Below are 25,069 nucleotides of genomic sequence, written 5' to 3'. Positions count from 1 at the left end.
TGTAGTAATGTCTAAAGTTAAAAAAAATGAAGAGACTTTAAGCGAAGTTTTAGTTGATGTAAATAGAGTTACAAAAGTAGTAAAAGGCGGTAGAAGATTTGCTTTTGCTGCTTATGTAGTTGTCGGTGATAAAGCCGGCAGAGTTGGAGCGGGACACGGAAAAGCTAAAGAAGTAAACGAAGCTCGAGGAAAGGCAAAACAAGCGGCTAAAAAGAGGATGATGAAAGTGCCTCTATATCAAAATAGGACTATTCACCATGATGTTGTCGGTAAAAGTGGAGCTGCTAAAGTGATTTTAAGAAGAGCTAAAGCAGGTACAGGCGTTATAGCCGGAGGGTCTATGAGAGCAATTTTTGATTCTTTAGGTGTTCATGATATTGTTGCTAAATCAATAGGTTCAACGAATGTTTACGCAATGATTTCTGCAACATTTGATGCATTAAATAAACTTGCATCACCAAAATCTATTGCTATGAGAAGAGATAAAAAAGTAAATGAAATATCTGTAAAATCTTCTGATATTCAAGTTAATGAATAATATTGTGAAGTAAGGTGAAGTTATGAATAATAAGATCAATAATATAAAAATTACCCAAGTTAAAAGTGCTATAGGTCGTAAGTATGATCAAAGATTGACATTAGTTGGGCTTGGTTTAAACAAAATTAATAAGACTGTTATTCTTGAAAATACTAATTCAATCAAAGGAATGGTTGAAAAAGTAAAGCATTTGTTAAAAATAGAAAATATGTAATTAGAGTTTTTAAATGAAATTAAATGAATTATATAATAATATAGGTGCTAAAAAAAATAAGAAAAGAATAGCACGCGGTATTGGTAGCGGTAAAGGAAAAACCGGCGGTAGAGGAATTAAAGGTCAAAAATCTAGATCCGGAGTTGCAATAAAAGGTTTTGAAGGTGGTCAAACACCTATGATAAAAAGACTACCTAAAAGAGGATTTAATTGTATTGCAACTAAAAAATACAATATAATAAATATTTACAATATTGAAGCAGCATTAGCCGATGGGCGTTTAAGTGTTGCTGATACCATTACTAAGGAAAAATTGATAGAAGCCGGAGTAGTTAATAATAAAAACAATAAGAAATTAGTGAAATTATTATCTCTTTGTAGTGATGATTTTGCTTCTCCTCTATCATTAAAATTAGATGCATATTCTTCTAAAGCTAAGGATTTAATCGAGAAAGCAGGTGGAAAGTTGTTATAGTATATGGGTCAAAATTTTTCTAAAAAGTCCGGTAATGATTTAGTTAGTCGCATTGTTTTTACTATTCTCATTCTTATAGTATGTAGATTTGGGTCTTTTATACCTATACCCGGTATAGATTCAATTGCTTTAAGTAGTGTGGCTGAAAAGAATCAATCCGGAATACTCGGAATGTTCAATATGCTATCCGGAGGATCGCTAGGTAGAATGTCTATTTTTGCTTTAGCAATTATGCCGTATATTACCGCCTCAATTATTATCCAATTAATGTCAGTTGCATATAAACCTTTGGAAAATTTAAAAAAAGAAGGGGAAGTTGGTAAAAGGAAAGTAAATCAGTTATCGAGATATTTAACAGTTCTGCTTGCTTCTTTTCAGGCCTACGGAGTTGCTATAAGTTTAGAGTCAATTGTAACAAATACCGGTCCCGTAGTAATTTTAGCGGGTTTTTTCTTTAGAGTTACAACCGTAATTACTTTGGTTGTAGGCACCATGCTATTAATGTGGTTAGGAGAACAAATTACGCAACGTGGAATAGGTAACGGCACATCTTTAATTATATTTATAGGTATAATTTCGGGAGTACCTAGTGCTATTATTAGTATGTTTGAATTATCAAGAAAAGGAGCATTATCGCCTTTAATAGCGATCGCTGTTTGTATTGGAGTAGTTGTATTAATAGCTATAATTATATTTTTTGAAAAAGCCCAAAGAAAATTATTGGTTCAGTACCCTAAAAGACAAATAGGAAATAAAATTTATGGGGGAGAAGCAACGCATATGCCTCTTAAATTAAATACTTCGGGTGTAATACCTCCAATATTTGCTAGTTCAATTTTACTATTCCCTGCTACGCTTGCTAATTTTTCTAATAGTAATTCAGAAACTATGGGCAGGCTTACTTATTATTTAGGGCATGGCAAACCCGTATATATTTTATTGTATGTAGCATTAATTATGTTTTTTAGTTTTTTTTATACTGCAATAGTATTTAATTCTGAAGAAACTGCTAATAATTTAAGAAAATACGGTGCTTATATTCCCGGTAAAAGACCAGGGAAAAATACGTCTGATTATTTTGATTATATACTTACAAGGCTTACGGTTATAGGGGGGATATATTTAAGTGTAATATGTGTAATTCCGGAGCTATTAATGAATAAGTATGTAATCTCTCTTTCTTTAGGAGGTACGAGTTTTTTAATTGTAGTGAACGTGGTACTTGATACTATGACTCAGATTCAAACTTACTTATTTAGTAGTAAGTATGAAGGTTTAATGAAGAAAGTAAAATTAAAAAATTAAAAATGAGCTTAAGTAGTGATAGTAATTTTTTTAGGTCCTCCAGGAGCCGGAAAGGGAACACAAGGAAAAAAGATAGCTAAAAAAATTGATTTACCACATATAGCAATCGGTGATATATTTAGAACAATTATAAAAACATCAACTAGTGAAGCAGAATTAATTAATAATTATGTTAGGCAAGGAGAGCTTATACCTAATGAAATAGTTAATCAAGTAATCAAAAATTTTTTATTATCCTCTGAATATAAAAACGGTTATATATTAGATGGATATCCGCGTAATTTAGAGCAAGCGAAATTCTTTGAGTCATTTATTACAGAAAAAATTAAAATAATATATTTTGATGTTTCAGATGAATTATTAATTAAAAGAGTTTTGGGGAGATATAGTTGTAAAAATTGCGGTAAAATATATAATAGTTACTTCTTGCAGCCTAAAACTGACAATGTATGTGATGTTTGCGGTTCAAGTACATTTGATTATAGAAAAGACGATACTGAAGAAGTAATAAAAAAAAGAATTGAAGTATATAAAACAGAAACATATCCGTTAATAGATTATTATAAAAATAGTGGTAATTTTTATATAGTTAATGGAAGTAAAAATGAACAAGAAATAGAAATTGATATACAGAAAATACTAAAAATAAATTGACTTTATTAAAGATTTTTATATTATTTTCTAGTTACTAGTAAAATTTGGAGATTATTTGTGGCAAGAATTGCAAGTGTTAATATTCCCGATAATAAACGTTTAGTTGTGAGTTTAACTTACATTTACGGTCTTGGGCCTACTATGGCAGCAGAGATTTGTAGTAAAGCAAAAATATCGAAAGATAAAAAAGTTAAAGAACTTACGGATCAAGAGTTAATAAGCTTACGTAATATTATTGAAAGTGAATATAAAGTTGAAGGGGATTTAAGACGAGAAGTTACGCTTAATATTAAGAAGAAGAAAGATATAAGATGTTATCAAGGCCTTAGACATATACGTAAATTGCCGGTGAGAGGACAGAACACGCATTCTAATGCTCGAACTAGAAAAGGTAAAGCTATTGCGATAGTCGGAAAGAAAAAAGCTGTAAAATAATAGTTTAAGTATAGAGTATAAATAATGAATCAGACGGTTAAAGTTAAGAAAAAGAAAAAAACTATCACTCTTGGTGTTGTGCATATCCGAGCATCATTTAATAATACTATAGTAACATTTACTGATATTCAAGGTAATACTATCTCTTCTGCATCAGCAGGAGGTAATGGGTTTAAAGGGGCAAGAAAAGCAACACCTTATGCAGCTCAAGTAACAATTGATAGAGCATCAGAAAAAGCAAAAGAATATGGTCTAAAAATTATTTCTATTAGGATTGGAGGACCTGGAGCTCAGCGTGAATCGGCAATGAGAGCTTTATTCGGACAAAATTTTGTGGTTACATCAATTTTAGATGTATCGTCAATTGCTCATAATGGAGTAAGACCGCCAAAAAGAAGAAGAGTATAAGAGAATCATAGGTATTAAATGTTATCGTTAAGTAAAAATTGGAATACTTTAATAAAGCCGAATAAAGTCGCTTATGAAAATTTTTCGGAAACCAATAATAAAGCTAAAATTGTAGTTGAACCTTTAGAAAGAGGTTTTGGTTTAACTTTAGGTAATGCTATGAGAAGAGTATTACTTTCTTCTTTACAAGGAGCGGCTATCACTTCTATAAAAATCCCTGCTATAGAACATGAATTTTCTTCTATACCTGGTGTAAAAGAAGATGTATCGGAAGTGATTTTAAACATTAAAGGTATTGAAGTAAAAATGCATGTTGCGGAAAAACGTATCATGAAGTTAAAAGCAACAGGACCTTGTGTTGTAACGGCCGGTATGATTGAAACAGGGCATGATGTAGAAATACTGAATCCGGATCATGTAATTTGTAATCTAGCTAAGAACAAGCAGCTTGAAATGGAATTAACTTGTAAGGTTGGTAAAGGATACGTACTTAGCACAAATAGTTATGAGGATAATTTACCTATTGGTGAAATAGCTATAGATGCTTTATTTAATCCGGTAAAGAGTGTTACTTATAAGGTAGAAAATACTAGGGTAGGTCAGGTTACCGACTATGATAAATTAATTATGTTTGTAGAAACTAACGGTGATTTATTACCTGAAATGGCTGTAGGGTTAGCTGCACGTATCTTACAAGAGCAATTACAATTATTTATTTCTTTTGAAGAACAGGAAGAAGATAAGCAGGTTAAAACTGATTCTTTACCGTTTTCACCTTATTTACTTAAGAGAGTTGATGAATTGGAATTATCGGTTAGATCAGCAAATTGTTTGAAAAATGATAATATAATATATATAGGGGATCTAGTAAAAAGAACGGAATCCGATATGCTGAGAACTCCAAATTTCGGTAGAAAATCTTTAAATGAGATTAAAGAAATATTGGCAAAATTTAATTTAAGGTTTGGTATGGATGTACCGGATTGGCCACCGGAAAATATTCAGGAATTATCTAAACGTTATGAAGATTCTTATAATTAAGGACTAATAAAAATGCGACATAAAATTAAAGGTAGGAAGTTAAATGTAACAAGTAGTCATAGGCAAGCAATGCTTGCTAATATGGCTGTAGCACTTGTAACCCATGAACAAATTAAAACTACTCTACCAAAAGCTAAGGAATTAAGACCTTACATTGAGACTCTAATCACTAAAGCTAAAAAAGCTGATTTAGCGGTAAGAAGAAGCGTTTTATCAAAAATAAAAGATAAAAAAGCAGTAGAAAAGCTTATAAATATTTTAGGTACTAGATATAAAGATAGACCTGGTGGTTATACTAGAATAATAAAAGCCGGATTTCGTTATGGTGATTTAGCACCGATAGCATATATTGAATTTGTAGATAGAGATGTTAATGCTAAAGGAAATATAAAGCAAGATGTTAATGAAGATATTAAAAATTAAATATAAGGGACTCGGTAATGGCTAATCATTCTTCAGCAAAAAAAGCTGCTAGACAAACAGTAAAAAGAACTCTAATCAATAAAAAAAGATCTAGTGCAATAAAAACTTTTATAAAAAAAGTTGTACATGAAATTAGTCTTGGTAATAAAGAAAATGCTAACTTAGCTTTATCTGTTGCTCAATCTAAGATAATGCAAGGTGTGAAAAAAAATATAATTAAATTAAATACCGCCTCAAGAAAAATCAGCAGATTATCAAGACAAATAAAAAGTATGGATGAAAGTAAATAACACTTTATAGATAATTTAAAAGCAAAAACTAATAAAATTTTGCTAAATTATTTATACATACTTCTTATTAATTAGAATAATGTTATTTTACTAATTAATAAAAAATATGGGCGATTAGCTCAGCTGGTAGAGTATCTCGTTTACACCGAGAGTGTCGGGAGTTCGAATCTCTCATCGCCCACCAATCAAAAGTTTTTAGCATTTTAATGAAATGCATCAAACAATAAATGAAGCTTAAACTCAAGCCTTTCAGTCTTAAATGTTACAATAGTTAAACCTATCAAGAAAAACGATACTTTTAAGAAATAGCATTCCTAACTAAGTATAGATTAGTTAATAATTTAATGTCACTGCGAGAAAATTACGAAGTAATTAACGAAGCAATCCAGTAAAAAAATACTAAATTTTAGCATTTTTTATTACTTTTTCTAGATTGCCACGTTCCGAGCAAATGCTTGCAATGACGATTCGATATCCACGTAACAATGCCATTTAACCCTATTGCTTCTTTTTGCTTACGTGTCAAACTTCTTTGTTCATTCTCATAGCCGAGCATAGTTTCTTTACAAAAGTTAAATTGTAAAGAAACTATACTGTTTTATATAAAAGTCAATAAGAAATTTCGCTTTACACGATAAATAAGGAAACGAAGTGCAACTTATCATTAGCTTATTATTGCCTATTCATTAATGAGGTTAATAGTATGATAAATAAACTAATTGAGAGAAAAATAAGTATATAGAGAACAAAGTTCATTTTTGGATTGAAGAGCAAAAATATTACACTACTGTCGATAGCTATAATTAAATATAGTAAAAATATGTTTTTTCAATCACTAAATTTATGCTCTATTTTAGTTGCAGGGCTTACAGCTACGATTATCGTTTTTATGCATCAAATATATTTCAACAAATTATTAATAAGGACTTAAAAATAATACCGGCCTATTTAGATAAAACGTTTTTATACAAAATGCTTAATAATAACTGCGATAGATATTCTGCCCTTGAGATGATTAAATCGTATGTTAAGTTAGAAAATGCTGAGTCGTTATTATGGGAAGAACTTGAGCATAATAAACAATTAAGCGAATTATTTAAAGATTCTCTAAACTATTCCATAGGTAATTTTATGTCAAAATCTAATAAATCAATTACTACAAATCAAGCATTTAGTATTAGAGATGAATATAGCATTTAAATTATATGCGTTTTTAGAGAGACAAAACATATCAAATGCTTATATATGTTAAAGTTTCTTATATAATGACCCAAGATGAAGAAGAAAGTTTAAATACTTTTATTCACTTGGCTAAAATAATGTAATCTTATTCGGTAAATAATTACCTAGAACAATTTATTTTTATAATCGAGGCGTAGAACGGCTCTAAGACTTGATTATGCTACTTTTTACCGAGTATATAGCAAACTGATTTGAATGCTGTAGCACGTTGCTTATCGTCTCGCCTATTAATATATAGTCTTCGCTCCTCGTGGCTGTCACAAAATGGGGCTGAGTGCACTATAGTATAATTCCTTACCCTAAATTCACATTAATGATTTCCTATTTTACCTTATTAACCCTAAATCCTTTTTTGCAATTCTTTTTATATAATTACTTGGCGTACCTGAATTTTTAGAAATAGTATTGTTATTAATTAGTTGTTTCCTAATTCTATTCGCTATATTTTCTGTGCCGCTTAGCTCTAATTTCTTTTCTAACGGTATTGTTTGGTATTCCTTGTGATCTTTAGTATTTGCACTTTCAACTGCTTTTGTTAACACGCTTTTATTAGTAGTTATTTGTTCCGGTTGTTTATAAAAAGGACTATGTGCTCTACCTATGTCTTTCAGTACATCTACTATTATATTTTGTGATGTTATTTTTTTTGTATCAGCATATTCTAATGCTGTCCTTAATGTTATTTCTTTATTAAGCTGATTAAATCTCTGTTGTTTTTCTTGATCGGTAAATCTAAAGTAATTCTTATCTTGTAGTAAAGCGGTTAATGCTTCGGTTTGAATAGTTTGTTTATACCCTATCTCTGCTAATGCGTGTATATTTTTATAATTACCTATATCTGTTTTTTGTTTTTCTTGATTAATATTATGGTTTAGCTCCTTAATTAACTTTATCCTATCCTGAATCTGATTTACTGAATCTTTAGAACCTTTTAATGATTGTAATCCTATATTTATTGATGAAATTATTTGTGCTATATTATTACCGACTATAGCTGCAGATATCCCCGCCACGTTTACTATATTACTTATTCCATTTGTTATAACCGATGCTATAAATAATGACTTGGTACCTCTATTACTTTTGTCTTTCGTTTGAGGTTGATTATTATGTATATATAAATCATCTGTTAAAATATCTTTTAACTTTGGATCAATTTTTAAAAGGGCTTGTTGTTTACTCAAATCATCACGATGTTTTACTAATAATTTATTTTCTTACGTAAGAAGACGTATCTTTCGAGTATGTACTACATCTATTATTGCTTTACCTACTATAGATGTTGCCATAGCAGTAGCTGATACAAACATAAATGGAGCTGTTGCGGGTGCTATAGTTGCCAGCATAATACTACTTGCTATTAATCCTAATACACTAGCCGTGGTTTTATTAAAAAGAATCTTTCCTGCTACGTTGCTTATTTTCTTTATATTATCCCATGTCTTTGAGGTCTTAATACTATTTATAATATTGGATGTTCTTGAGCTAGTTTGTGCTTTATACATAGTGTTTGGGTATTGTTCATGGTTTTTTAAGGCGTTTGTGCCTCTATTCATTAATTTGTGTAACCTTTCTTGCTCTATTATATATATAAATCATCTTTACTTTTTACTGTTTCTTGAGAAATTATACGCTCCAAGTTACGCTTTTGTATAACCTCCATATCATCCATACTTCTAAATATTGGAGGCTGCTTTTTAGGTACTGTGTCTATATTATTAGATGATACCTTTTTTCTCTGCTCCTTAGGAATTACAATATCTAAATCTTTTTCTAATGATTGTGCATATTTATTTTCTTCTTCTACAGGTCTTGCCATTCTATTCGCTCTGTTTGTATGTCTTTAATCTGTTTTATGGTGCATTATAGATAATTATTAAAATTTGTTAATAGTTATTTATAATTAAATTACTTAAAATGCAAATTTAGGGTAAATCTTTATCATAAATTAGTGTTAATAGAGTAAAGAGAGATAAATAATAACATAAACTAACTAAAAGTTATTGTATTATTAAAAAATTCATATATTAATTAAAATACAAAGTTGTTTATTTATCATTATGTCAAATACATCTAAGTTAGACAATCACTATAATAAATTGTTACAAGATATCATGCTTAAAACATTAGAGCAGAATAAAACTGTAGAAACCTATTTAATACAAGAAGATTTTAGTAGTGCTTTAAATGAACTGCAAAAAATAAACGAACAGCTAGAAGAATATTGTAAGGTTTTTTCTCTGCTTGAAATAATTAAAACCGAACTCTCTGAAGAAGATAAAGTATATAACTAATTTAATTTATATAAAAGGCGAAAGGCGACTTTCGCCTTTTATATTCAATATTTTGTACCGAATAGCGGATGATGCAATAATTCGCTATTCGCATTCAGTAATAATTTCTGGCTTCAACTTCTAACTTTTTAAAATGTGATATACCGAGGCTATACCCTATAATAATAGGAATTACTATCATCAACAATCCTAAATTATTAAAACGTTCTATTAAATAAACAAGCCCAAAAGAACTAATTACATACATAGCGGCTCTTGAAGAAGCATATATAAAGCTAGCATAGGTCAATCGTTTAAAAACCGGAAAACTTTTATAAAATATTAGAATTGCCGGAAATTCACTTAGAGACAAAGTAACTACAATTAGTTGAATTAAGAGAATTTGCCAGCTTTGGGTTATATTATCCAATATTAATGGACTAAATATAAAAATATTACTAATTGTGTTTTTAAAATTTTTAGTGGATGAAATTTATAGCATAGACATAAGTGCTAGTGCTACAAAAAATTCTACTATAGAAATAATGAAATTTTGATGTATTACTGCTTCAGCGGTATAGTGCAGTGAATCTTTAAATTACTACAATGAATATAAGCAAAATAAAACCATACAGGTTGTGCTAGTTGTATTAAAAAATAATAGATTGCAGTTTTCTTATTAACTTTTTCCTGCCATACAGGATTATTTTTTATCTTTGCTACATCAATTATATTACTCTTTTATAGTTTCTTGTATTCTACGCTTAGCATCAACAAAATCCGGTGTTTCACGTAAAGTAGTCCGAGCAGCACTACCTATTAATGCAATGCCTGCACCTACCCAAAATGCGATACGCCAATTAAAGCCATAGGATGTAACTAAGGTTGCTACACCGAGGGCTGTCGTTAATCCTAAGCTAGCACACACCCCTACAAATGCTACGGCAGGAAAGCGTTGAGGAACTCCGACACAGATTCCGTTAAATATAATTCTGCTCCTATTCTTTCTCCCATGGATGATATCGACATATAGTTACTATCCAAGCAGCACTAGCACCTACTTGGGCATAAGTAGGAAGATTAGCCATGACTACGCAAGCAACCGACATTAAAATAGTGGTAATAATGACTCTGTGGATTTCCGATCTATAATTATCTCCTATCCAGCCAAATAATAGAGCTCCCAAGGGTCTAAAAATAAAAGTAGAGCAAAAAGAAAAAGCTGCAAGAAGTCGATTAACGTGAGTATCGTATTGCGGAAAGAAAAGCTCATTAAGTAGTACTGCCATATGAACATATAGCATAAGATCAAAATACTCTAAAAAAGTACCTATAGATAATAAGCCTATAGCCCGTTTTTGTTCTCTATTTAAACTTTTTTGTTCTTTTTCGTATCCCAGCACAATTTTTTCTAAAAAATTAAATTATAGAAAGATTATATTGGGAAGATTTAAAGTCAAAGAAAAAGTTACAATATTTTATGACTATACTTATTTAAAACTTTTTTGACTAATGAAGTGGTTATTTTTCTTTTGGAAGTTAGAGCAAATTGATTGATATTCTCTAATATTTCTATGATTTTAGAATATTCCCTAGGTAAATTTACTAAAAGAAAATCTATTATTTGCCTGGATATTATTACTGAAGAAATAGAAAAATGCTTAAATATTAGAACTTTGATTAATTCATCATCAGGGGAATTTAATACTATACTAAGCACTGATTTAATACGTGAAGATAAATCGGGTAAAGCAAAATTTCTGCTTTTATCAAATGAGGTAAGTAAAAGATATTTTTGTTTTTCGTTAATAATATTAAATATATGCAGTAATGCCGGCTCTTGCCAGTTTTCAATATCTTCAATAATAAAAGCATTATATTTTTCTAAAATTTCTTCATTAAAAATGATATCTTTAATAATATAGGCATTGCTTAAATTTTGCCATATTTTGGTTAAATAAGTTTTGCCTGAAGAAGAAGGGCCTTTAATTAATAAAGTAAATTTATAAGGATTAACGCCAAAGCCGTGCTGCCAATTTTGTATAATATTATAAGCTTGATCGTTAGAACTAGAAACAATAAATTCATCAGGATGATATTTATTAGGAGTAGTAAAACGAAATATATATTGCTGCATTTATTAATCCTTAGCAGCGTTGTTCTAGGTTGAGGGTGTCATTCCCGCGAAAGCGGGAATCCAGAAAAATAACCTTAATACCGGTACAAGAATTACACATTAATTGACAAAATAAACCTAAAAAACAAGTTTTTTATAGGTTTTACTGGATTCCCGCTTTCGTGGGAATAACATTGATCGCTTTTTAAAAATCATACAACAATACTATACTTATCCCTCTAATCGATAGAACTTACTGGATTTATAAAATTTAATTAGATTCAAGAGTAAAATTTTAGTAATGCCGGCAATCGGTATGGCAAAAAATATTCCAATAATTCCAAATAAACTACCGCAAGCAAAAATTGAGAATATAATCCAAAGCGGATGCAAACCTATTTTATCACCGATAATTTTAGGGGTTAAAATATAAGATTCACAAATATTCCCGACTAAATAAATCATCATTATATATAATAATTTTGCAGTCATGCCGAAAGTTAAATAACCGATAATTAGAGTCAAGAGAAACGATATAAAAGTACCGATAAAAGGAATAATAACTAAAAACCCTGTTAAAATGCCAAGTAAAAGAGCAAGATCAATACCTATTACGGTAAATGCAATACTATAATAAGTAGATAATAATAAGCAAATATTTAGCTGTCCTCTTATGTAAGCAGATAACAGATTATTAATTGCCGATAATATTTCAAGGATTTTTTTTCTGCTTTTTATAGGTAATAATGATTTCATATTTTCAATAATATTAGTCCAGTCACGTAGGAAATACAATAATATTATAGGTATAAGTAAAAATAAAACAAATATGTTAATAGTGATAATAGTATAACGCCAAAAATTATTAGCAATACTACCAAGTATAGTAAATATACTATTTATAAAATTGCTTAAAGAATTCTTGATGTTATCGGCAATATCCGGTGCTATCGAATAAATTTTTGCCATTATAGGCGGCAATATTTCTCCTTGAAAATAATTTTTATATTTCGGAATATTATTTATAAAAGTAAAAATTTGCCCATAAATTATCGGTACTAAAATAGTTAAGCTTAAGAAAAATATGCTCAAAAATATTAGATAAATTATGCTCGATGCAAATTTATTTGATATTTTAAATTTTGATGCGATAAAATCGCTAGCAGGTTGTAGTAAGTAAGATATTATAAACGCAATAAAAAATGGTTTTACTGCATCTGAAATTAGCATAAAGCCGCTTATAAAAAGCCCTAAAAGAACTAGCCAAAATATAGCGGTTTTACTCATATTATTCTTCTTGTTTAGGTTTTTTAGTAACCTGCACAGTAGCAGGGCGAAGTAGCCTATCTTTAATTTTATATCCTGATTGCATTAAAGTAATAACGCTATTCGGTGCATACTCCGTATTATCTATTTGTGAAATTGCATTATGTAGATTATAGTCAAACATTGATCCTATTTCCGGCTTTATTTCTTCAATATGATGTTTATGAAAGATTTTGTCCAGCTCATCTTTAGTCATCTGAACGCCTGCAATAATATTTGTGACTTCTACATCAAGATTTGCCGGTTTATGTGCTAATGCTCTTGAAAGATTATCACTAACATTTAGTAGCTCTTTAGCAAATGCAGCAATCGCATAATCTTTTGCTTCGTCATGTGCTTTTTCTAAACGCTTTCTTGTATTGTCTATTTCGGCAGTAGTTCTTATTAGCTTATCTTTTAGCTCTTCAATTTGTGCTTTTAACTCTGTTATTTCCTCGTTATTGTCAGCACTTAGTACTTCTTTTATTTCTTCTTCGTTATTTTCTATATTATTATCCGTCATATTATCTACTTTTTATTTTTAGATTAATAAGATATAATAAAAAATCTAAAATTTTCAATATAATATTATAGTATTATGAGACAGTCAGGAAGAAAAAGCAACCAATTACGTCCTATTTCATTAGAATTATCACCGCTTGTTAATGCAGAAGGTTCATGTCTTATTAAAATAGGTAATACGCATGTCATGTGTAGTGTTACTTGCGAAACTACCGTGCCGCCGTTTTTACGTGGGCAGAATCAAGGCTGGGTTACTGCTGAGTACGGTATGCTTCCAAGCTCTACATCACAGCGTATTAAAAGAGAAGCGGCACTCGGAAAACAAGGCGGAAGAACGCAAGAGATACAGCGTTTGATAGGTAGGGCGATGCGATGTGTAATTGACCTAAAAAAACTTGGTGAAAGACAAATTATTATAGATTGTGACGTTATTAATGCTGACGGCGGTACTAGAACGGCAGCAATAACAGGGAGCCACGTAGCATTGCACCTAGCTATTAGATCATTGATGAAAAAGAGAATTTTAAAAGTAAACCCGTTAATTAGCCAAATTGCAGCTATTTCTTGCGGTATATATAAAGGGGAGGCGATACTAGATTTGGATTATTTAGAAGATAGTGATGCCGAAGTGGATAGTAATTTTGTGTTTGCAGGTAACGGTAATTTAATCGAAGTACAAGGCACGGCAGAGAAAAATCCTTTTTCCGAAGAGCAATTTTTCGCAATGTTAAAACTTGCTAAAGGTGGTGCAGCGGAATTGTTTAAACTACAAAATCAGGTACTGCTTGGGTCTTAATATATGGCTCTAAAGAAGTCCTCGATGCCATACCGTGGCTTGACCCTGCGTTGTACGAATGACATAGAGGAGTGCAGGAATAACATGAGACGTGATTTCCTATCGTCTTCAACACATTATAATCATTGCGTGGATGACAGAGTGAGTAGTATCCAAGATTATCAGATGAAACCAAAAATTTCTCAAAATGAGGAAAAAGCTTTGCCGATTTATACAATTTTAGTGCCGTTATATAAAGAATTAAGTAAGCTAAAGTCAATAATCAAAAATATTTCATTAATTAATTATCCGAAAGATAAGCTAGATGTCAAAATAATTATCGAAGATGATGATCACTTAATGATTAAAGAAATAGCTTTATATAATTTACCGTCTTACTTTCATGTGGTATTTGCTCCAAAAAGTTTACCTAGAACTAAACCGAAAGCACTTAATTATGCTCTAGAATATTCACGGGGTGAGTATTTAGTGGTTTATGATGCTGAAGATAAACCTAAAGCTGATCAGTTGCTTAAGGTTCTAGCAATGTTTAGAAACTTGCCATCCGAATATGCTTGTCTTCAAGCTAAGCTTAATTTTTATAATAAAAATGAGAATATTTTAACCAAAATGTTTAATATAGAATATAGTTTATGGTTTGAATATATCTTGAAAGGATTAAGTTTGCTAAAACTTCCTACACCTCTTGGTGGTACTAGTAATCATTTTAAAACGGATATATTACATAAGCTTGGCGGGTGGATGCTTATAACGTAACGGAAGATGCCGAGCTTGGTATAAGAATCTACTCCCGGAATTATAAAGTAGCTATTCTTGATTCCTATACTCTAGAAGAAGCACCGAATAGTTTAGGGAATTGGCTAAATCAAAGATCACGATGGATTAAAGGCTTTTTACAAACATTTTTTGTATTTAAAGCACAAAAAGATAAATACCGAAAGTTTACTTTATTACAAATAATAACAATTTATATTTTCATCGGCTTATCTACTTATAATTTTTTGGAGTTTACCCTTTATAATATTTTCTATTGTTATAAATAAAAATTCCATAATTAATTATTTATGGCTTGTTAATAGTGTTTTTTCGCTTTTATATTTGTATGGTACCGCTCATATTAAAGAATTCTTTGAAAAGTAGAAAAGTAAAATTTCAAGATATAGTAGCTTTGATCTTATGGGCTAGTTATTTTATATTACATACTGTAGCTTCATATAAAGCAGTATTTGAAATAATTTTTTGTCCCTTCAAATGGAGTAAAACTAAACATGGAGTTAGTTTAGAGGATTTTGATAAAGAATAGACCTCTTGCCTAACCTCCTTCAAATTCTTCTTTATAAGATAGGTTATACAAGAGGTCTATTAAAAAATTTTTGCTCTTTCCCCTTGAATTAACAAAAATAAAATATATATAGTATGTACATCTATAATAATTGGAGGTTAAAATGTCTTTTAAACCATTACATGATAGAATTGCAATAAAGCCTATCGAACACGAAGAAAAAACTAAAGGTGGAATTATTATTCCTGATACTGCTAAAGAAAAGCCTATGCAAGGTATCGTCACCGCTGTAGGCACAGGTACTCGTAATGAAAAAGGTGAAGTTCATTCTTTAGAGTTAAAAGTCGGTGACAAAGTTTTATACGGTAAGTGGGCAGGTACCGAAATTGAAATTAAAGGCGAAAAACTGATCGTTATGAAAGAAAACGATGTTCTTGGTATAATTAATTAATTGTTTATTTGTAAAAGGAGAAATTAAATATGGCAACAAAACTTATTAAACACGGTTCAGAAGGCCGTGAAGAAATGCTAAAAGGTGTTGATATACTTGCAAATGCAGTAAAAGTTACTTTAGGTCCAAAAGGAAGAAACGTACTTATCGAGCAATCATTCGGTGCACCGAAAATTACTAAAGACGGTGTTACGGTTGCAAAATCGATTGAGTTAAAAGATAAAATTAGAAATGCAGGAGCTCAGCTATTAAAATCAGCCGCCACTAAAGCTGCGGAAGTAGCAGGTGACGGTACTACTACAGCTACGGTACTTGCTAGAGCTTTGGCTCGTGAGGGTAATAAGCTAGTAGCTGCCAGTTATAATCCTATGGACTTAAAGCGTGGTATGGATTTAGCGGTAAACGCAGTAGTAGAAGAAATTAAAAAATCTAGTAAAAAGATTAATAGTCAAGAGGAAATCGCACAGGTCGGTACTATATCTTCAAACGGCGATAAGGAAATCGGCGAGAAAATTGCTAAGGCAATGGAGGAAGTCGGTAAAGAAGGTGTGATAACCGTTGAAGAAGCAAAGAATTTTAGCTTCGATGTTGAAGTAGTTAAAGGTATGATGTTTGATAGAGGTTATCTATCACCGTATTTTGTAACAAATTCCGAGAAGATGGTTGCTGAGCTTGAAAACCCTTTCATCTTATTATTTGAGAAAAAATTATCAAATTTACAACCGATGTTACCTATACTTGAGGCTGTAGTGCAATCGCAGCGTCCACTATTAATTATTGCTGAGGATGTTGAGGGCGAAGCTCTTGCAACGCTTGTAGTCAATAGATTACGTGGTGGTTTAAAAGTTGCGGCAGTAAAAGCTCCCGGTTTTGGTGATAGAAGAAAAGCAATGATGGAAGACATCGCTATCTTAACTAAAGGTGAGCTTATTACTGAAGATTTAGGTATGAAGCTTGAAAATGTTAGCATTAAGAGTCTAGGGACTGCAAAAAGAGTAACCATTTCCAAAGAAAATACCGTAATTGTTGACGGTAGCGGTGATAAGAAAAATATTGAAGATAGAGTGCTGCAAATTAAATCTCAAATAGCTGAAACTACTTCTGATTATGATAAAGAAAAACTACAAGAGCGTTTAGCTAAACTTTCCGGCGGTGTTGCCGTATTAAAGGTCGGCGGTGCTACGGAAGTTGAAGTGAAAGAGCGTAAAGACCGTGTTGAAGATGCACTTGCTGCTACAAGAGCTGCAGTTGAGGAAGGTGTTGTTGCCGGCGGCGGTGTAACATTACTTCATGCATCACAAACTTTAACAAAGCTTAAAGTAGAGAATAAGGATCAACAAGCAGGTATTGAAATAGTAATAGAAGCTTTAAAGGATCCGCTAAAACAGATTGTTGAAAATGCCGGTGAAAACGGTGGCGTAGTAGTTGGTAAATTACTAGAACATAAGGATAAAAATTTCGGCTTTAATGCTCAAGATATGCAATATGTCGATATGATTAAAGCAGGAATTATTGATCCTGCTAAAGTAGTACGTACTGCTCTACAAGATGCGGCTTCCGTTGCGTCGTTAATTATTACCACGGAAACTTTGATTGTTGACGAACCTTCTGATAAGGAAGAGCCAATGCCAATGCGTGGCGGTATGGGAGGCATGGGCGGTATGGACTTCTAAGTCTATATCTCCATAAGATAAGTTATGCGATAAGTCTAATAAGCTGGTCTTGTTGCATGGATTGATGTCATCCTCTCGAATGCGTGTATTGAAAAACGCACTCTAGGTCATACCGTGGTCAAGTCGCGGTATGACACTGAAAAAACTGATTTATGCAACAAGCATAAAAGTTGTACAAATGGGTTTTAAAGCGATTTTTCGCTTGATTTGCAAATAAATTCTTTGATAAAACTCTTCCACAAAAAATAAAATATATGGAATTTCTTGTAATTATTTCAATAAATGATTGCAAATATTTTTTAATTAATTATAATAGCTCAACCTTTGTTAACAGTGCCATATAGGATGATCAAAAGGTTTAAAGCGGTTTTACGCCTTAATTATAAGAAGAGATTTCTTTATTGAAGCTATAAGCAAGGTTAATCTATAATGTATATATTCGTTTAATTTAAAAAATTAGTAATAAAAGTTTCTAGCTTTTGGTCGGTTAAACTATGCTAACTAAAATTAATAAGATTTTAGAAAAATTACTATTCTTATTTTAAAAAATCTTATAATTTATACAGTTAAGAAAGACTAAAATAAGATAATTTAAATTTTATATGTAGAACTTAAAAAAATTAGAGTTCTAAAAGAAGTCTAAATAATGCGAATTTAGGATAAAAGATAAAATAATAGGGTAGGGTAGTGCGAAGCTCGCCACAAGCTTAATTTTTCCTATGAATATCAACTAAAGCTAAGTTTTATTAATATTTCTAAAAATAGCAAATCAATTAGAAATGTTAACAGAACTTAATAAATTTATTGCTTTAATTGGAGTTATTCGTAAAGTATAACTATTAACTGAATGAGTATAAATTAAGGAGGTAGTTTTGCTCCAAAGGGTTATTAAACATTTAAATCATAATTTATCTAAACATGATATTACTGCTCAAATAACAGGTAGGATCAAACATCCAATATCAATTTTATATAAATTATATCGTAAGGGTATAAAGTTAGAAGAATTAACAGATATTTTTGCGATAAGAATAGTGGTAATAGATGAAGAGAAATGTTATAAAGCTTTAAAAGTAGTTCATAATCTTTATGAGTATGAAAAGGATAAATTCAAAAATTATATTCTTAATCCTAAACCAAACGGCTATCAATCTTTGCATACTATTATTACAACTGAGGATAATTATAAAATAGAGATACAAATACGTGATCATAAGATGCATTATCATGCAGAGAGCGGTGAAGCTGCACACGGGAAATATAAAAATAGTTTTTTAGGCTAATATACATAAAAGCTGAATTTTTATTTTGTATTATTTTGAAGTTTTAAAAAGACATTTCGTAAACCGACTTTTTGAAATATCTCTTTTTGTTCTGAAGGGAAATGTTGCTTGATAAAATTAGTGCAAACATTTAATAGTTGTTGTTCTACGGTTCGTATTTCTAAATAAGCTGCTATAAGCAAGAAGCTTTCTATAGTCTCTTTTACTGTTTCTAAAGCCTTTTCCGGATTAGCATTTATAGTTTGTAAATTATGGCGATCAAATACTTTAATAAGTGCGATATCATATCTTTGTTCTTGAATTAATAAATTTAACATTTCACCTGAGCTAATTTTACCGTACGGCTTAATTCTTGTTAAACGTTCTACGCTATCGGCAATATTCTTATCAAAAATTTTGCTGATATCAGCATGTGTAAGTATTGTATCCTCTATAGTATCATGAAGAAGGGCAACATTTATCATATATGATTTATAAAGTTTAGGAGCTTCAAGAGCCGTAAAATCTGCAAGCATGATTGCAACTTCTATAGGGTGAGAATAATAAGGCTCCCCTGATTGACGCATTTGAGAAGCGTGATATTTACGGGTATAATAAAGACCTTTTTCAATTTCTGTTATATCTATAGGTAGGTCTACTATAGTATTCAAATATTTAATTCGATCAATTAATTTTTTACTATAATCACAAATCTCAAATTTTTTCTGCCAAGTATCAATATCTTCCATAAACCTACTAATTTTTTATAAACATGTATACTTGTTTAATTTAAAAAATTGGCTACGTCGTCTAGCAAATACTTCGGTACTCACGTAGCTTATCTACGCTCCGCTACTCGTTTTGCAGACTCCTTACTCTTTTCTAAATTAAACTTCGTCTACAGATTCTTCATTTACTCAGAGTATACATACAATTAGTATAAAATATTTTTATAAGAAAATTAATAAGATTTTAGAAAGAGATGATATTTATTTTTTTAAAACTTATCGATAATCAATGGTTAAGCACAAGTTAAACTATATCTTGATTTTTAAATAGGGTTATATTTTTGTGATTTTTTTGCACAGTCATATCACATTAATATTAATTTTTGTTAACATAATAAATCGAATATATCCCTATAATAATAACTATTAGTTTAAGTAAAAATATAAAAATAGTAATAAAAAGAAGAACGATTTTTTATTTATTTTCAAATATTTTTTCAATTTAATGATTTATAACTTCTTGCAATATATCAAAAATTTAGTAAGCATTGTTAATTGTAAAGGTAGATTATTATTCAATCTATTTTTATATATTAAATATAGGTAAATTATGACTAGAAAATTAGTTGATAACAAAATAGCTCCTAATAAATCAGAGTACTATAAAAAATTTTCGCATCCTTCAGTTACTATTAACAGTCAGGCAGATTATGATAGAGCACCTATTGAAGTCAAACATGGTGCAGCAATCTCACCTAAGACAATGGCAATGGTTTGTGAAGATCTAGGGTTAAATAGGACGTTGGCAGAATAATGAGATGGAAGGAGGACAAAAATCCTTTCCTGGTGATGTTGATTTTCCTGATGATGCTGTAAGTGCACCGGCAATTAAAGAGGGATATCTTCTTAGTGGCGGAAAAGAAGATGCTAGAGATTGCGTTAATTATACCAATGCAGAAATGAAACAATTTTCATCTGACAAAGCATTTGATTGGAGAGATGGAAGCAAGTATCATCATGTTCATAAAGTAAAATCCGGTGACAAATTTGATATACATTGGGATTATACTATGGCACATAAATCACGTGGTTATTCATATGCGATCACTGATCATCCTACTGATTTTTCTCAAAGACTAACTTTTAACGAGCTTAAGACATTTTACCAAAATATAAGCCACGATAAACCATTTGGGAGCCATCCATTACCTGCTTCTACAGATCACTCAATAATTCTTCCAGAGAGAGGCAGGATTTCATGTTCTTTTAGAAAGATGGATAGTAGCTGATACCGGCATGGCATTTCATCAATCATGGGTTCTTGAATATGAAGCAAGTTTAGGCGGTGAAGACCTGGACATGGACACCATCATCACGATGCTTAATTAAGCTTTAAAGCAACTTAATAGCGAATCGTCATGAGTTAAGCGACTCAAGGCTTTGTTGTGTGGATACCCAAGTCGTCATTGCGAGCAGCCGTAGGCTGTGAGGCAATCCATAAAAAAATAAAAATGCTGAAGATTAGTATTTTTTGACTGGATTGCGTCGTCGAAACTTACAGTTTCTTCTTGCAATGACGATGAAAAACAGTCCACGCAACAATGCTTAAATTACCACGTTATTATCTACTCAAAGCTTTTAGTCCTTCCTTTAAGCCGTCTTTTATAAATGAAATTTTAGCTTGTTTACCGTCTGCGGTGATTAGTTCTACATAATTGTTGTTTGATAAAATCATGTCTAGGTCATTTTGTGTAATAGTAGCTAGAGCCTGACAGCCATTTACCGTACAATTTACATATTTTCCGGCTGCTATTCGTTTATCACCGCTATTAATAACTGTACCTGCCGGAATTTGAACATTTGACGGGACTATTTCGATTATCTTTAGTTCCTGTTCTTCTTGTTCCTGATTAAAGTAGCCTATATGATAAATGGCTAATATTTCCTTTTCTTTATCTTTCTCTAGATTATTAATTTGTTGTGATAAGAAGCAAAGTTGTTTTTTCTCATTATTAAGAGTACAGTTTAAAGTCCAAGCTCCGTACTTTTTTGGTGTCGTTGATGCATCGACGTTTTCTATGCTATACAAAACAAAAGTGCGGGTTATTATAAATAACCCGCTAAAAACAAAAGCAATTTTCTTTACATAATCTTTCATATCATTTTTAACCTCTTTAAAATATTTTCTTTTCCTAAAATTTCTGCGATCTCAAACACACTAGGTGAAGCCGTCATGCCGGTTATTAAAGCTCTAACCGGTTTCATAAGCTCATTTAGTTTTAAGCCATTATGAGTTGCTATTTCTTTAAATTTATTCTGCACGGATTCCTTATCACACTGCTCAAGCTTGTTTAAATTTTCTATAACTTGCTTGATTAAACCCTTATCGCAATTTTCTATAATTTCTTTTGCATCTTGCTTGTAGATGATAGGAGAATCTACGAGATAAATTTGAGCAAGCCGTGCTAGATCTAGCAACGTTTCACTTCTGACTAACAAACTCTGTATTGCTTGATTTATATAGATTACTTCCTGCTTGCTAATATTATAATTTTGTCTCAATATCTCTACAGTCTTTGAAGTTAAACTATCATTATCAAGTAGTCGTAAATAATGGGCGTTAAGGCTATTCATTTTAGCAAAATCAAGCTTAGCCGGTGATTTACCGAGCGAATCAAGATTAAACCATTTTATAGCCTGATCCATTGAAATAATTTCATCATCGCCGTGGCTCCAGCCAAGACGCAATAAATAATTACACAAACTTTCCGGTAAATATCCCATATCTTTATAAGCTTCAACGCCTAAGGCCCCATGCCTTTTGGATAATTTTGCCCCATCTGCTCCATGAATTAGCGGTATATGAGTCATACTTGGCACTTCATAGCCGCAAGCCTGATAAATAGCGATTTGCCTGGCTGCATTGGTTAAATGATCATCACCTCTAATAATATGAGTTATACCCATATCGTGATCGTCTACTACAACGGCTAGCATGTAAGTAGCAGTGCCATCGCTACGCAATAACACCATATCGTCAATATGAGAATTTTCTATTACTACATCGCCTTGCAAAGTATCACGAATTGCTATACTACCTTCTCGTGGGGTTTTTAGACGTATTACCGGCTTAATATCAGTAGGGTAGGCAGCCGGATCTTTGTCACGCCACTCGCTATTAAAAATAAAACGCTGCTTATTTTCTAAAGCTTTATGTCGCTGTTTTTCTATTTCTTCTTGGCTAGTAAAACAATAATATGCTTTACCTGCTTGCAGTAATTTTAGTGCAGCTTCTTTGTAAAGATCATTACGTTTTGACTGAAATATAACTTCACCGTCCCAATCAAGCCCTAGCCATTTTAGACCTGAGAATATAGCTTCTACAGCTTCGTTTGTTGATCTTGCTTTATCGGTGTCTTCAATGCGAAGCAAAAACTTACCGTTATGATGCCTTGCACATAAATAGTTAAACAAAGCGGTTCTTGCCGAACCTATATGTAAAAACCCCGTCGGTGACGGAGCAAATCTAGTAATTACGTTAGTCATTTATTATATCCTCCTTGTTATCCCGCGACTTGATCGCGGGATCCAGTCTTTTTTAATTTTTTTCTGGATACCGTGGTCAAGCCACGGTATGACACCTAATGCGTTTTTCTTTCCAAACACATAAAATAATTTACTTCTATATTGTCGCTTAATTTCCATTCATTTTTAGCCATATCATATACCAAACCTTTCAGCTCCTTAATTTCAACGCCGGTATCCGTAAGCATTTCATAAATTTCCGAGGGTTTTAAAAATTTACTATAATTATGAGTGTTTTTCGGCACCCAGCCTAAAATATATTCAGCAACTATTATTCCAAGTACATAAGCTTTTTTAGTGCGGTTAATCGTAGAAATTATTGCCATACCGTTTGGCTTAATATGCTTCACCAAATTTAGTATAAATTGCTGTACGTTTTCTACATGCTCAATAACCTCAAGACAAATTACCACATCATATAGCTTGTCGCTCTTTAATTCTTCTATAGTAGATTGTAAATAATTTATCTTTACACCGTTTTCCTTAGCATAAGCAGTTGCCGTTTCAATGTTACTTTGCAGTGCATCAATGGCCGTAACGTTAAAATCTTGAACCGCTAGAGGCGTTGCAATTAATCCTCCCCCGCAACCGACGTCTAATATTTCTAATTTAGAAATATCGTTGTAATGTGAGGTTATTTTCTCTATTATATACTCAAGACGAATAGGGTTGATGCGGTGTAAGATACCGAACTCTCCGTCCTTATTCCACCAATTATGAGAAATTGTCTCAAATTTTTCTAATTCTTTTTTATCAATTGAAGACATAGTCTATGATATAGGTATATTATATGATTCTTTCCAATGTCATCCCGTGGCTTGACCACGGGATCCAGAAACAACTTTATAGTACTAACAATTTTAGTATTTTTCCTGGATTCTCGCTTTCGCGGGAATGACATGAATATTATCCCACTGTGCAACAAACATATATAATATACTTAGATGACTTTAATAATACTAGCCTTAATTTTCATTAGCTGCATATTTGCCCCCCTTGGCTGCATTGCCTTATGGAAGAGATATATTTATTTCAGCGACGGGCTTGCTCATAGCAGTTTTTTAGCAGCTAGCATAAGTATTATAGCACATTTTCCATTAATATATTCAGGCATAATAGTTGCGATTCTTTTTTCGTTTTTTGTGTTCATTTTTAAAAATAATTCTGAAAAAAATGCAGTTATTAACTTAATTTCTAGCTTTATGTTAGCTATAGCTTTAGTTATTAATTATTTTACTTCTTTGCAGAATAATATAGTAAATTTGTTGTTTGGGGATATTTTATCTGTATCTTTTAATGATTTGATTATACTTGCAATAGTGCTAATAACTATTATAGGCTTTATAATATATTTTTATAATCAAATTCTTCTTATAATTATCAATAGAGATATTGCAGTCATAAAAGGCTTAAAGGTTAATATTATTGAGCTAATATTTTTACTTCTTCTCTCATTATCGGTATTTTTTGCTATAAAGATTGTTGGGATACTTATGGTGACTGCTATTTTACTTATTCCTGCTATGATCGCACGGTTTGTGGCATATAGTCCCTCTCAGATGATTATAATATCAATTCTTATCTCTTTATTTATTAATTTTTGTGCCGCACTGAGCTCTTTCTATTTTGACCTACCTTTAACTCCAATATTCATCATAATAGGTGTGTTTATTTATGGTTTGCTGTATTTAAAGCAATTATTCGTGGGATAACACGTAGTAGTGTACGAACGTTCAGGATGTCATTCCCGCGTAGGCGGGAATGACATCGAACGTATTTTTCGAGCCATGTAACAACGCCGATCAAGTCGAGGGATGACGCTGGAAAAGCTAATTCACAAACAATTCCTACTTTAAAAACTACCCAATAGTGCTATGATAATAATATTACTTTACTTGTATGTAAGGATATTGTCCGTTAAGTTTTTTTATACGTTCTTCAAGGCTTGTCTTAGGTTTATATTGTTCCCATTTTTTCATGCCTTCTTCAATTTTTCCTATTGGTGTATTGAGAAATGCAATAGCAGGATCAATATCTTCTTGTGTTATAAA

Annotated in this window: 34 protein-coding genes, 1 tRNA gene and 1 pseudogene; 23 read left to right on the top strand and 13 right to left on the bottom strand. The window is 31.4% G+C overall.

The window, feature by feature from the left end:
- The first annotated feature begins 7 nt into the window (after nucleotides 1-7).
- The 12 genes and pseudogenes from rpsE (at nucleotide 8) to ACIAS7_RS00365 (ending at nucleotide 7,108) form a co-directional block, all read left to right on the top strand.
- Nucleotides 8-538: a 30S ribosomal protein S5 gene (gene rpsE / locus ACIAS7_RS00420; protein WP_473198870.1), complete on the top strand. Its 531-nt coding sequence runs from the start codon at nucleotides 8-10 to the stop codon at nucleotides 536-538.
- Between the two features lie 22 nt (nucleotides 539-560).
- Nucleotides 561-752, top strand: a complete 192-nt coding sequence (gene rpmD, locus ACIAS7_RS00415; protein WP_473198869.1) for a 50S ribosomal protein L30 — start codon at nucleotides 561-563, stop codon at nucleotides 750-752.
- 13 nt (nucleotides 753-765) lie between these two features.
- Nucleotides 766-1,227, top strand: a complete 462-nt coding sequence (rplO, locus tag ACIAS7_RS00410; protein WP_473198868.1) for a 50S ribosomal protein L15 — start codon at nucleotides 766-768, stop codon at nucleotides 1,225-1,227.
- A 3-nt stretch (nucleotides 1,228-1,230) separates the two neighbouring features.
- A complete protein-coding gene (gene secY, locus ACIAS7_RS00405; protein ID WP_473198867.1) occupies nucleotides 1,231-2,532 on the top strand; it encodes a preprotein translocase subunit SecY in 1,302 nt (433 codons plus the stop codon).
- Nucleotides 2,533-2,547: 15 nt separating this feature from the next.
- Nucleotides 2,548-3,186 (top strand): adenylate kinase, encoded by a 639-nt coding sequence (locus ACIAS7_RS00400; protein WP_473198866.1) that lies wholly within the window; start codon nucleotides 2,548-2,550, stop codon nucleotides 3,184-3,186.
- 57 nt (nucleotides 3,187-3,243) lie between these two features.
- The gene (gene rpsM, locus ACIAS7_RS00395) at nucleotides 3,244-3,621 is read left to right on the top strand and encodes a 30S ribosomal protein S13 (RefSeq protein ID WP_473198865.1); all 378 of its coding nucleotides are present in this window, start codon (nucleotides 3,244-3,246) and stop codon (nucleotides 3,619-3,621) included.
- A gap of 24 nt (nucleotides 3,622-3,645) precedes the next feature.
- Nucleotides 3,646-4,029 carry a 30S ribosomal protein S11 gene (gene rpsK / locus ACIAS7_RS00390; RefSeq protein WP_473198864.1) on the top strand — a complete coding sequence of 128 codons (384 nt, stop codon included), beginning with the start codon at nucleotides 3,646-3,648 and terminating at the stop codon, nucleotides 4,027-4,029.
- An 18-nt stretch (nucleotides 4,030-4,047) separates the two neighbouring features.
- The gene (locus ACIAS7_RS00385; RefSeq protein ID WP_473198863.1) at nucleotides 4,048-5,070 is read left to right on the top strand and encodes a DNA-directed RNA polymerase subunit alpha; all 1,023 of its coding nucleotides are present in this window, start codon (nucleotides 4,048-4,050) and stop codon (nucleotides 5,068-5,070) included.
- Nucleotides 5,071-5,082: 12 nt separating this feature from the next.
- Nucleotides 5,083-5,493 (top strand): 50S ribosomal protein L17, encoded by a 411-nt coding sequence (gene rplQ / locus ACIAS7_RS00380; protein ID WP_473198862.1) that lies wholly within the window; start codon nucleotides 5,083-5,085, stop codon nucleotides 5,491-5,493.
- A 17-nt stretch (nucleotides 5,494-5,510) separates the two neighbouring features.
- A complete protein-coding gene (gene rpsT, locus ACIAS7_RS00375; RefSeq protein WP_473198861.1) occupies nucleotides 5,511-5,783 on the top strand; it encodes a 30S ribosomal protein S20 in 273 nt (90 codons plus the stop codon).
- Nucleotides 5,784-5,891: 108 nt separating this feature from the next.
- Nucleotides 5,892-5,967 (top strand) — tRNA-Val (locus tag ACIAS7_RS00370).
- Nucleotides 5,968-6,603: 636 nt separating this feature from the next.
- Nucleotides 6,604-7,108, top strand: a pseudogene (locus ACIAS7_RS00365) (hypothetical protein).
- 243 nt (nucleotides 7,109-7,351) lie between these two features.
- Here the strand turns inward: ACIAS7_RS00365 and ACIAS7_RS00360 are convergent.
- Genes ACIAS7_RS00360 through ACIAS7_RS00350 form a run of 3 tightly spaced genes read right to left on the bottom strand, consistent with a single transcriptional unit; the run spans nucleotide 7,352 to nucleotide 8,844 of the window.
- On the bottom strand, nucleotides 7,352-8,209 hold the full coding sequence (locus ACIAS7_RS00360) for a hypothetical protein (protein WP_473198860.1): 858 nt from the start codon (nucleotides 8,207-8,209) through the stop codon (nucleotides 7,352-7,354).
- 33 nt (nucleotides 8,210-8,242) lie between these two features.
- A complete protein-coding gene (locus ACIAS7_RS00355; protein ID WP_473198859.1) occupies nucleotides 8,243-8,581 on the bottom strand; it encodes a hypothetical protein in 339 nt (112 codons plus the stop codon).
- Nucleotides 8,582-8,607: 26 nt separating this feature from the next.
- A complete protein-coding gene (locus ACIAS7_RS00350; protein ID WP_473198858.1) occupies nucleotides 8,608-8,844 on the bottom strand; it encodes a hypothetical protein in 237 nt (78 codons plus the stop codon).
- Between the two features lie 241 nt (nucleotides 8,845-9,085).
- Here ACIAS7_RS00350 and ACIAS7_RS00345 point away from each other — a divergent pair, with 241 nt between their 5' ends.
- Nucleotides 9,086-9,319, top strand: coding sequence for a hypothetical protein (locus ACIAS7_RS00345; protein ID WP_473198857.1), 234 nt, complete (start codon nucleotides 9,086-9,088; stop codon nucleotides 9,317-9,319).
- 94 nt (nucleotides 9,320-9,413) lie between these two features.
- Here ACIAS7_RS00345 and ACIAS7_RS00340 read toward each other — a convergent pair whose 3' ends face one another.
- The 6 genes from ACIAS7_RS00340 to grpE form a co-directional block, all read right to left on the bottom strand.
- Entirely contained in the window at nucleotides 9,414-9,671 is a 258-nt protein-coding gene (locus ACIAS7_RS00340) for a proline/betaine transporter (protein ID WP_473198856.1), read from the bottom strand.
- Between the two features lie 360 nt (nucleotides 9,672-10,031).
- A complete protein-coding gene (locus ACIAS7_RS00335) occupies nucleotides 10,032-10,226 on the bottom strand; it encodes a hypothetical protein (RefSeq protein ID WP_473198855.1) in 195 nt (64 codons plus the stop codon).
- A gap of 70 nt (nucleotides 10,227-10,296) precedes the next feature.
- A complete protein-coding gene (locus tag ACIAS7_RS00330; RefSeq protein ID WP_473198854.1) occupies nucleotides 10,297-10,701 on the bottom strand; it encodes a hypothetical protein in 405 nt (134 codons plus the stop codon).
- Nucleotides 10,702-10,766: 65 nt separating this feature from the next.
- The gene (locus ACIAS7_RS00325; RefSeq protein WP_473198853.1) at nucleotides 10,767-11,435 is read right to left on the bottom strand and encodes an HdaA/DnaA family protein; all 669 of its coding nucleotides are present in this window, start codon (nucleotides 11,433-11,435) and stop codon (nucleotides 10,767-10,769) included.
- Nucleotides 11,436-11,645: 210 nt separating this feature from the next.
- A complete protein-coding gene (locus ACIAS7_RS00320; protein WP_473198852.1) occupies nucleotides 11,646-12,701 on the bottom strand; it encodes an AI-2E family transporter in 1,056 nt (351 codons plus the stop codon).
- 1 nt (nucleotide 12,702) lies between these two features.
- Complete coding sequence (grpE, locus tag ACIAS7_RS00315) at nucleotides 12,703-13,242, bottom strand: nucleotide exchange factor GrpE (RefSeq protein ID WP_473198851.1); 540 nt, start codon at nucleotides 13,240-13,242, stop codon at nucleotides 12,703-12,705.
- 75 nt (nucleotides 13,243-13,317) lie between these two features.
- Between grpE and rph the strand changes: the two genes are divergently transcribed.
- The 7 genes from rph (at nucleotide 13,318) to ACIAS7_RS00280 (ending at nucleotide 18,726) form a co-directional block, all read left to right on the top strand.
- On the top strand, nucleotides 13,318-14,037 hold the full coding sequence (gene rph / locus ACIAS7_RS00310; RefSeq protein ID WP_473198850.1) for a ribonuclease PH: 720 nt from the start codon (nucleotides 13,318-13,320) through the stop codon (nucleotides 14,035-14,037).
- An 84-nt stretch (nucleotides 14,038-14,121) separates the two neighbouring features.
- Nucleotides 14,122-14,793, top strand: a complete 672-nt coding sequence (locus tag ACIAS7_RS00305; RefSeq protein WP_473198849.1) for a glycosyltransferase — start codon at nucleotides 14,122-14,124, stop codon at nucleotides 14,791-14,793.
- Nucleotides 14,775-15,080 carry a glycosyltransferase family 2 protein gene (locus tag ACIAS7_RS00300; RefSeq protein ID WP_473198848.1) on the top strand — a complete coding sequence of 102 codons (306 nt, stop codon included), beginning with the start codon at nucleotides 14,775-14,777 and terminating at the stop codon, nucleotides 15,078-15,080. The genes ACIAS7_RS00305 and ACIAS7_RS00300 overlap by 19 nt, the downstream gene beginning before the upstream one ends.
- An 86-nt stretch (nucleotides 15,081-15,166) precedes the next feature.
- On the top strand, nucleotides 15,167-15,340 hold the full coding sequence (locus ACIAS7_RS00295) for a hypothetical protein (protein ID WP_473198847.1): 174 nt from the start codon (nucleotides 15,167-15,169) through the stop codon (nucleotides 15,338-15,340).
- 142 nt (nucleotides 15,341-15,482) lie between these two features.
- Complete coding sequence (locus tag ACIAS7_RS00290; RefSeq protein WP_473198846.1) at nucleotides 15,483-15,770, top strand: co-chaperone GroES; 288 nt, start codon at nucleotides 15,483-15,485, stop codon at nucleotides 15,768-15,770.
- A gap of 29 nt (nucleotides 15,771-15,799) precedes the next feature.
- The gene (gene groL, locus ACIAS7_RS00285) at nucleotides 15,800-17,443 is read left to right on the top strand and encodes a chaperonin GroEL (protein ID WP_473198845.1); all 1,644 of its coding nucleotides are present in this window, start codon (nucleotides 15,800-15,802) and stop codon (nucleotides 17,441-17,443) included.
- Between the two features lie 872 nt (nucleotides 17,444-18,315).
- On the top strand, nucleotides 18,316-18,726 hold the full coding sequence (locus ACIAS7_RS00280) for a bifunctional (p)ppGpp synthetase/guanosine-3',5'-bis(diphosphate) 3'-pyrophosphohydrolase (protein WP_473198844.1): 411 nt from the start codon (nucleotides 18,316-18,318) through the stop codon (nucleotides 18,724-18,726).
- Nucleotides 18,727-18,746: 20 nt separating this feature from the next.
- Here the strand turns inward: ACIAS7_RS00280 and ACIAS7_RS00275 are convergent, their stop codons facing one another.
- Nucleotides 18,747-19,454 carry an HD domain-containing protein gene (locus tag ACIAS7_RS00275; RefSeq protein WP_473198843.1) on the bottom strand — a complete coding sequence of 236 codons (708 nt, stop codon included), beginning with the start codon at nucleotides 19,452-19,454 and terminating at the stop codon, nucleotides 18,747-18,749.
- Between the two features lie 589 nt (nucleotides 19,455-20,043).
- Between ACIAS7_RS00275 and ACIAS7_RS00270 the strand changes: the two genes are divergently transcribed.
- Together ACIAS7_RS00270 and ACIAS7_RS00265 are read left to right on the top strand one after the other, a co-directional pair.
- Nucleotides 20,044-20,247 (top strand): hypothetical protein, encoded by a 204-nt coding sequence (locus ACIAS7_RS00270; protein ID WP_473198842.1) that lies wholly within the window; start codon nucleotides 20,044-20,046, stop codon nucleotides 20,245-20,247.
- 4 nt (nucleotides 20,248-20,251) lie between these two features.
- The gene (locus ACIAS7_RS00265; RefSeq protein ID WP_473198841.1) at nucleotides 20,252-20,722 is read left to right on the top strand and encodes a lytic polysaccharide monooxygenase; all 471 of its coding nucleotides are present in this window, start codon (nucleotides 20,252-20,254) and stop codon (nucleotides 20,720-20,722) included.
- A 332-nt stretch (nucleotides 20,723-21,054) separates the two neighbouring features.
- Here the strand turns inward: ACIAS7_RS00265 and ACIAS7_RS00260 are convergent, their stop codons facing one another.
- From ACIAS7_RS00260 to ubiG, 3 genes are all read right to left on the bottom strand, one after another.
- Nucleotides 21,055-21,591, bottom strand: a complete 537-nt coding sequence (locus ACIAS7_RS00260; protein ID WP_473198840.1) for an invasion associated locus B family protein — start codon at nucleotides 21,589-21,591, stop codon at nucleotides 21,055-21,057.
- Nucleotides 21,588-22,979: a glutamate--tRNA ligase gene (gene gltX / locus ACIAS7_RS00255; RefSeq protein WP_473198839.1), complete on the bottom strand. Its 1,392-nt coding sequence runs from the start codon at nucleotides 22,977-22,979 to the stop codon at nucleotides 21,588-21,590. Before gltX ends, ACIAS7_RS00260 begins: the two co-directional genes overlap by 4 nt.
- A gap of 95 nt (nucleotides 22,980-23,074) precedes the next feature.
- Complete coding sequence (gene ubiG / locus ACIAS7_RS00250) at nucleotides 23,075-23,785, bottom strand: bifunctional 2-polyprenyl-6-hydroxyphenol methylase/3-demethylubiquinol 3-O-methyltransferase UbiG (protein WP_473198838.1); 711 nt, start codon at nucleotides 23,783-23,785, stop codon at nucleotides 23,075-23,077.
- Nucleotides 23,786-23,962: 177 nt separating this feature from the next.
- Here ubiG and ACIAS7_RS00245 point away from each other — a divergent pair, with 177 nt between their 5' ends.
- The gene (locus ACIAS7_RS00245) at nucleotides 23,963-24,730 is read left to right on the top strand and encodes a metal ABC transporter permease (RefSeq protein ID WP_473198837.1); all 768 of its coding nucleotides are present in this window, start codon (nucleotides 23,963-23,965) and stop codon (nucleotides 24,728-24,730) included.
- Nucleotides 24,731-25,069: the final 339 nt, after the last annotated feature.

The sequence above is a fragment of the Rickettsia sp. 109562A South Dakota genome, from assembly GCF_055791265.1.
This window is presented reverse-complemented; position numbering and strand designations above follow the sequence as displayed.

Excerpts from the sequence above, each read along its gene's own strand:
- ACIAS7_RS00270 (WP_473198842.1), top strand. The coding sequence starts at position 20,044 with ATGACTAGAAAATTAGTTGATAACAAAATAGCTCCTAATAAATCAGAG.
- ACIAS7_RS00345 (WP_473198857.1), top strand. The coding sequence starts at position 9,086 with ATGTCAAATACATCTAAGTTAGACAATCACTATAATAAATTGTTACAA.
- ACIAS7_RS00275 (WP_473198843.1), bottom strand. The coding sequence starts at position 19,454 with ATGGAAGATATTGATACTTGGCAGAAAAAATTTGAGATTTGTGATTAT.
- grpE (WP_473198851.1), bottom strand. The coding sequence starts at position 13,242 with ATGACGGATAATAATATAGAAAATAACGAAGAAGAAATAAAAGAAGTA.
- ubiG (WP_473198838.1), bottom strand. The coding sequence starts at position 23,785 with ATGTCTTCAATTGATAAAAAAGAATTAGAAAAATTTGAGACAATTTCT.
- ACIAS7_RS00265 (WP_473198841.1), top strand. The coding sequence starts at position 20,252 with ATGGAAGGAGGACAAAAATCCTTTCCTGGTGATGTTGATTTTCCTGAT.
- ACIAS7_RS00325 (WP_473198853.1), bottom strand. The coding sequence starts at position 11,435 with ATGCAGCAATATATATTTCGTTTTACTACTCCTAATAAATATCATCCT.
- secY (WP_473198867.1), top strand. The coding sequence starts at position 1,231 with ATGGGTCAAAATTTTTCTAAAAAGTCCGGTAATGATTTAGTTAGTCGC.
- ACIAS7_RS00260 (WP_473198840.1), bottom strand. The coding sequence starts at position 21,591 with ATGAAAGATTATGTAAAGAAAATTGCTTTTGTTTTTAGCGGGTTATTT.
- rpsK (WP_473198864.1), top strand. The coding sequence starts at position 3,646 with ATGAATCAGACGGTTAAAGTTAAGAAAAAGAAAAAAACTATCACTCTT.
- groL (WP_473198845.1), top strand. The coding sequence starts at position 15,800 with ATGGCAACAAAACTTATTAAACACGGTTCAGAAGGCCGTGAAGAAATG.
- ACIAS7_RS00350 (WP_473198858.1), bottom strand. The coding sequence starts at position 8,844 with ATGGCAAGACCTGTAGAAGAAGAAAATAAATATGCACAATCATTAGAA.
- ACIAS7_RS00305 (WP_473198849.1), top strand. The coding sequence starts at position 14,122 with ATGAGACGTGATTTCCTATCGTCTTCAACACATTATAATCATTGCGTG.
- rph (WP_473198850.1), top strand. The coding sequence starts at position 13,318 with ATGAGACAGTCAGGAAGAAAAAGCAACCAATTACGTCCTATTTCATTA.
- rpmD (WP_473198869.1), top strand. The coding sequence starts at position 561 with ATGAATAATAAGATCAATAATATAAAAATTACCCAAGTTAAAAGTGCT.
- ACIAS7_RS00320 (WP_473198852.1), bottom strand. The coding sequence starts at position 12,701 with ATGAGTAAAACCGCTATATTTTGGCTAGTTCTTTTAGGGCTTTTTATA.
- rplO (WP_473198868.1), top strand. The coding sequence starts at position 766 with ATGAAATTAAATGAATTATATAATAATATAGGTGCTAAAAAAAATAAG.
- gltX (WP_473198839.1), bottom strand. The coding sequence starts at position 22,979 with ATGACTAACGTAATTACTAGATTTGCTCCGTCACCGACGGGGTTTTTA.
- ACIAS7_RS00355 (WP_473198859.1), bottom strand. The coding sequence starts at position 8,581 with ATGAATAGAGGCACAAACGCCTTAAAAAACCATGAACAATACCCAAAC.
- ACIAS7_RS00245 (WP_473198837.1), top strand. The coding sequence starts at position 23,963 with ATGACTTTAATAATACTAGCCTTAATTTTCATTAGCTGCATATTTGCC.
- rpsE (WP_473198870.1), top strand. The coding sequence starts at position 8 with ATGTCTAAAGTTAAAAAAAATGAAGAGACTTTAAGCGAAGTTTTAGTT.
- ACIAS7_RS00385 (WP_473198863.1), top strand. The coding sequence starts at position 4,048 with ATGTTATCGTTAAGTAAAAATTGGAATACTTTAATAAAGCCGAATAAA.
- rplQ (WP_473198862.1), top strand. The coding sequence starts at position 5,083 with ATGCGACATAAAATTAAAGGTAGGAAGTTAAATGTAACAAGTAGTCAT.
- ACIAS7_RS00290 (WP_473198846.1), top strand. The coding sequence starts at position 15,483 with ATGTCTTTTAAACCATTACATGATAGAATTGCAATAAAGCCTATCGAA.
- rpsT (WP_473198861.1), top strand. The coding sequence starts at position 5,511 with ATGGCTAATCATTCTTCAGCAAAAAAAGCTGCTAGACAAACAGTAAAA.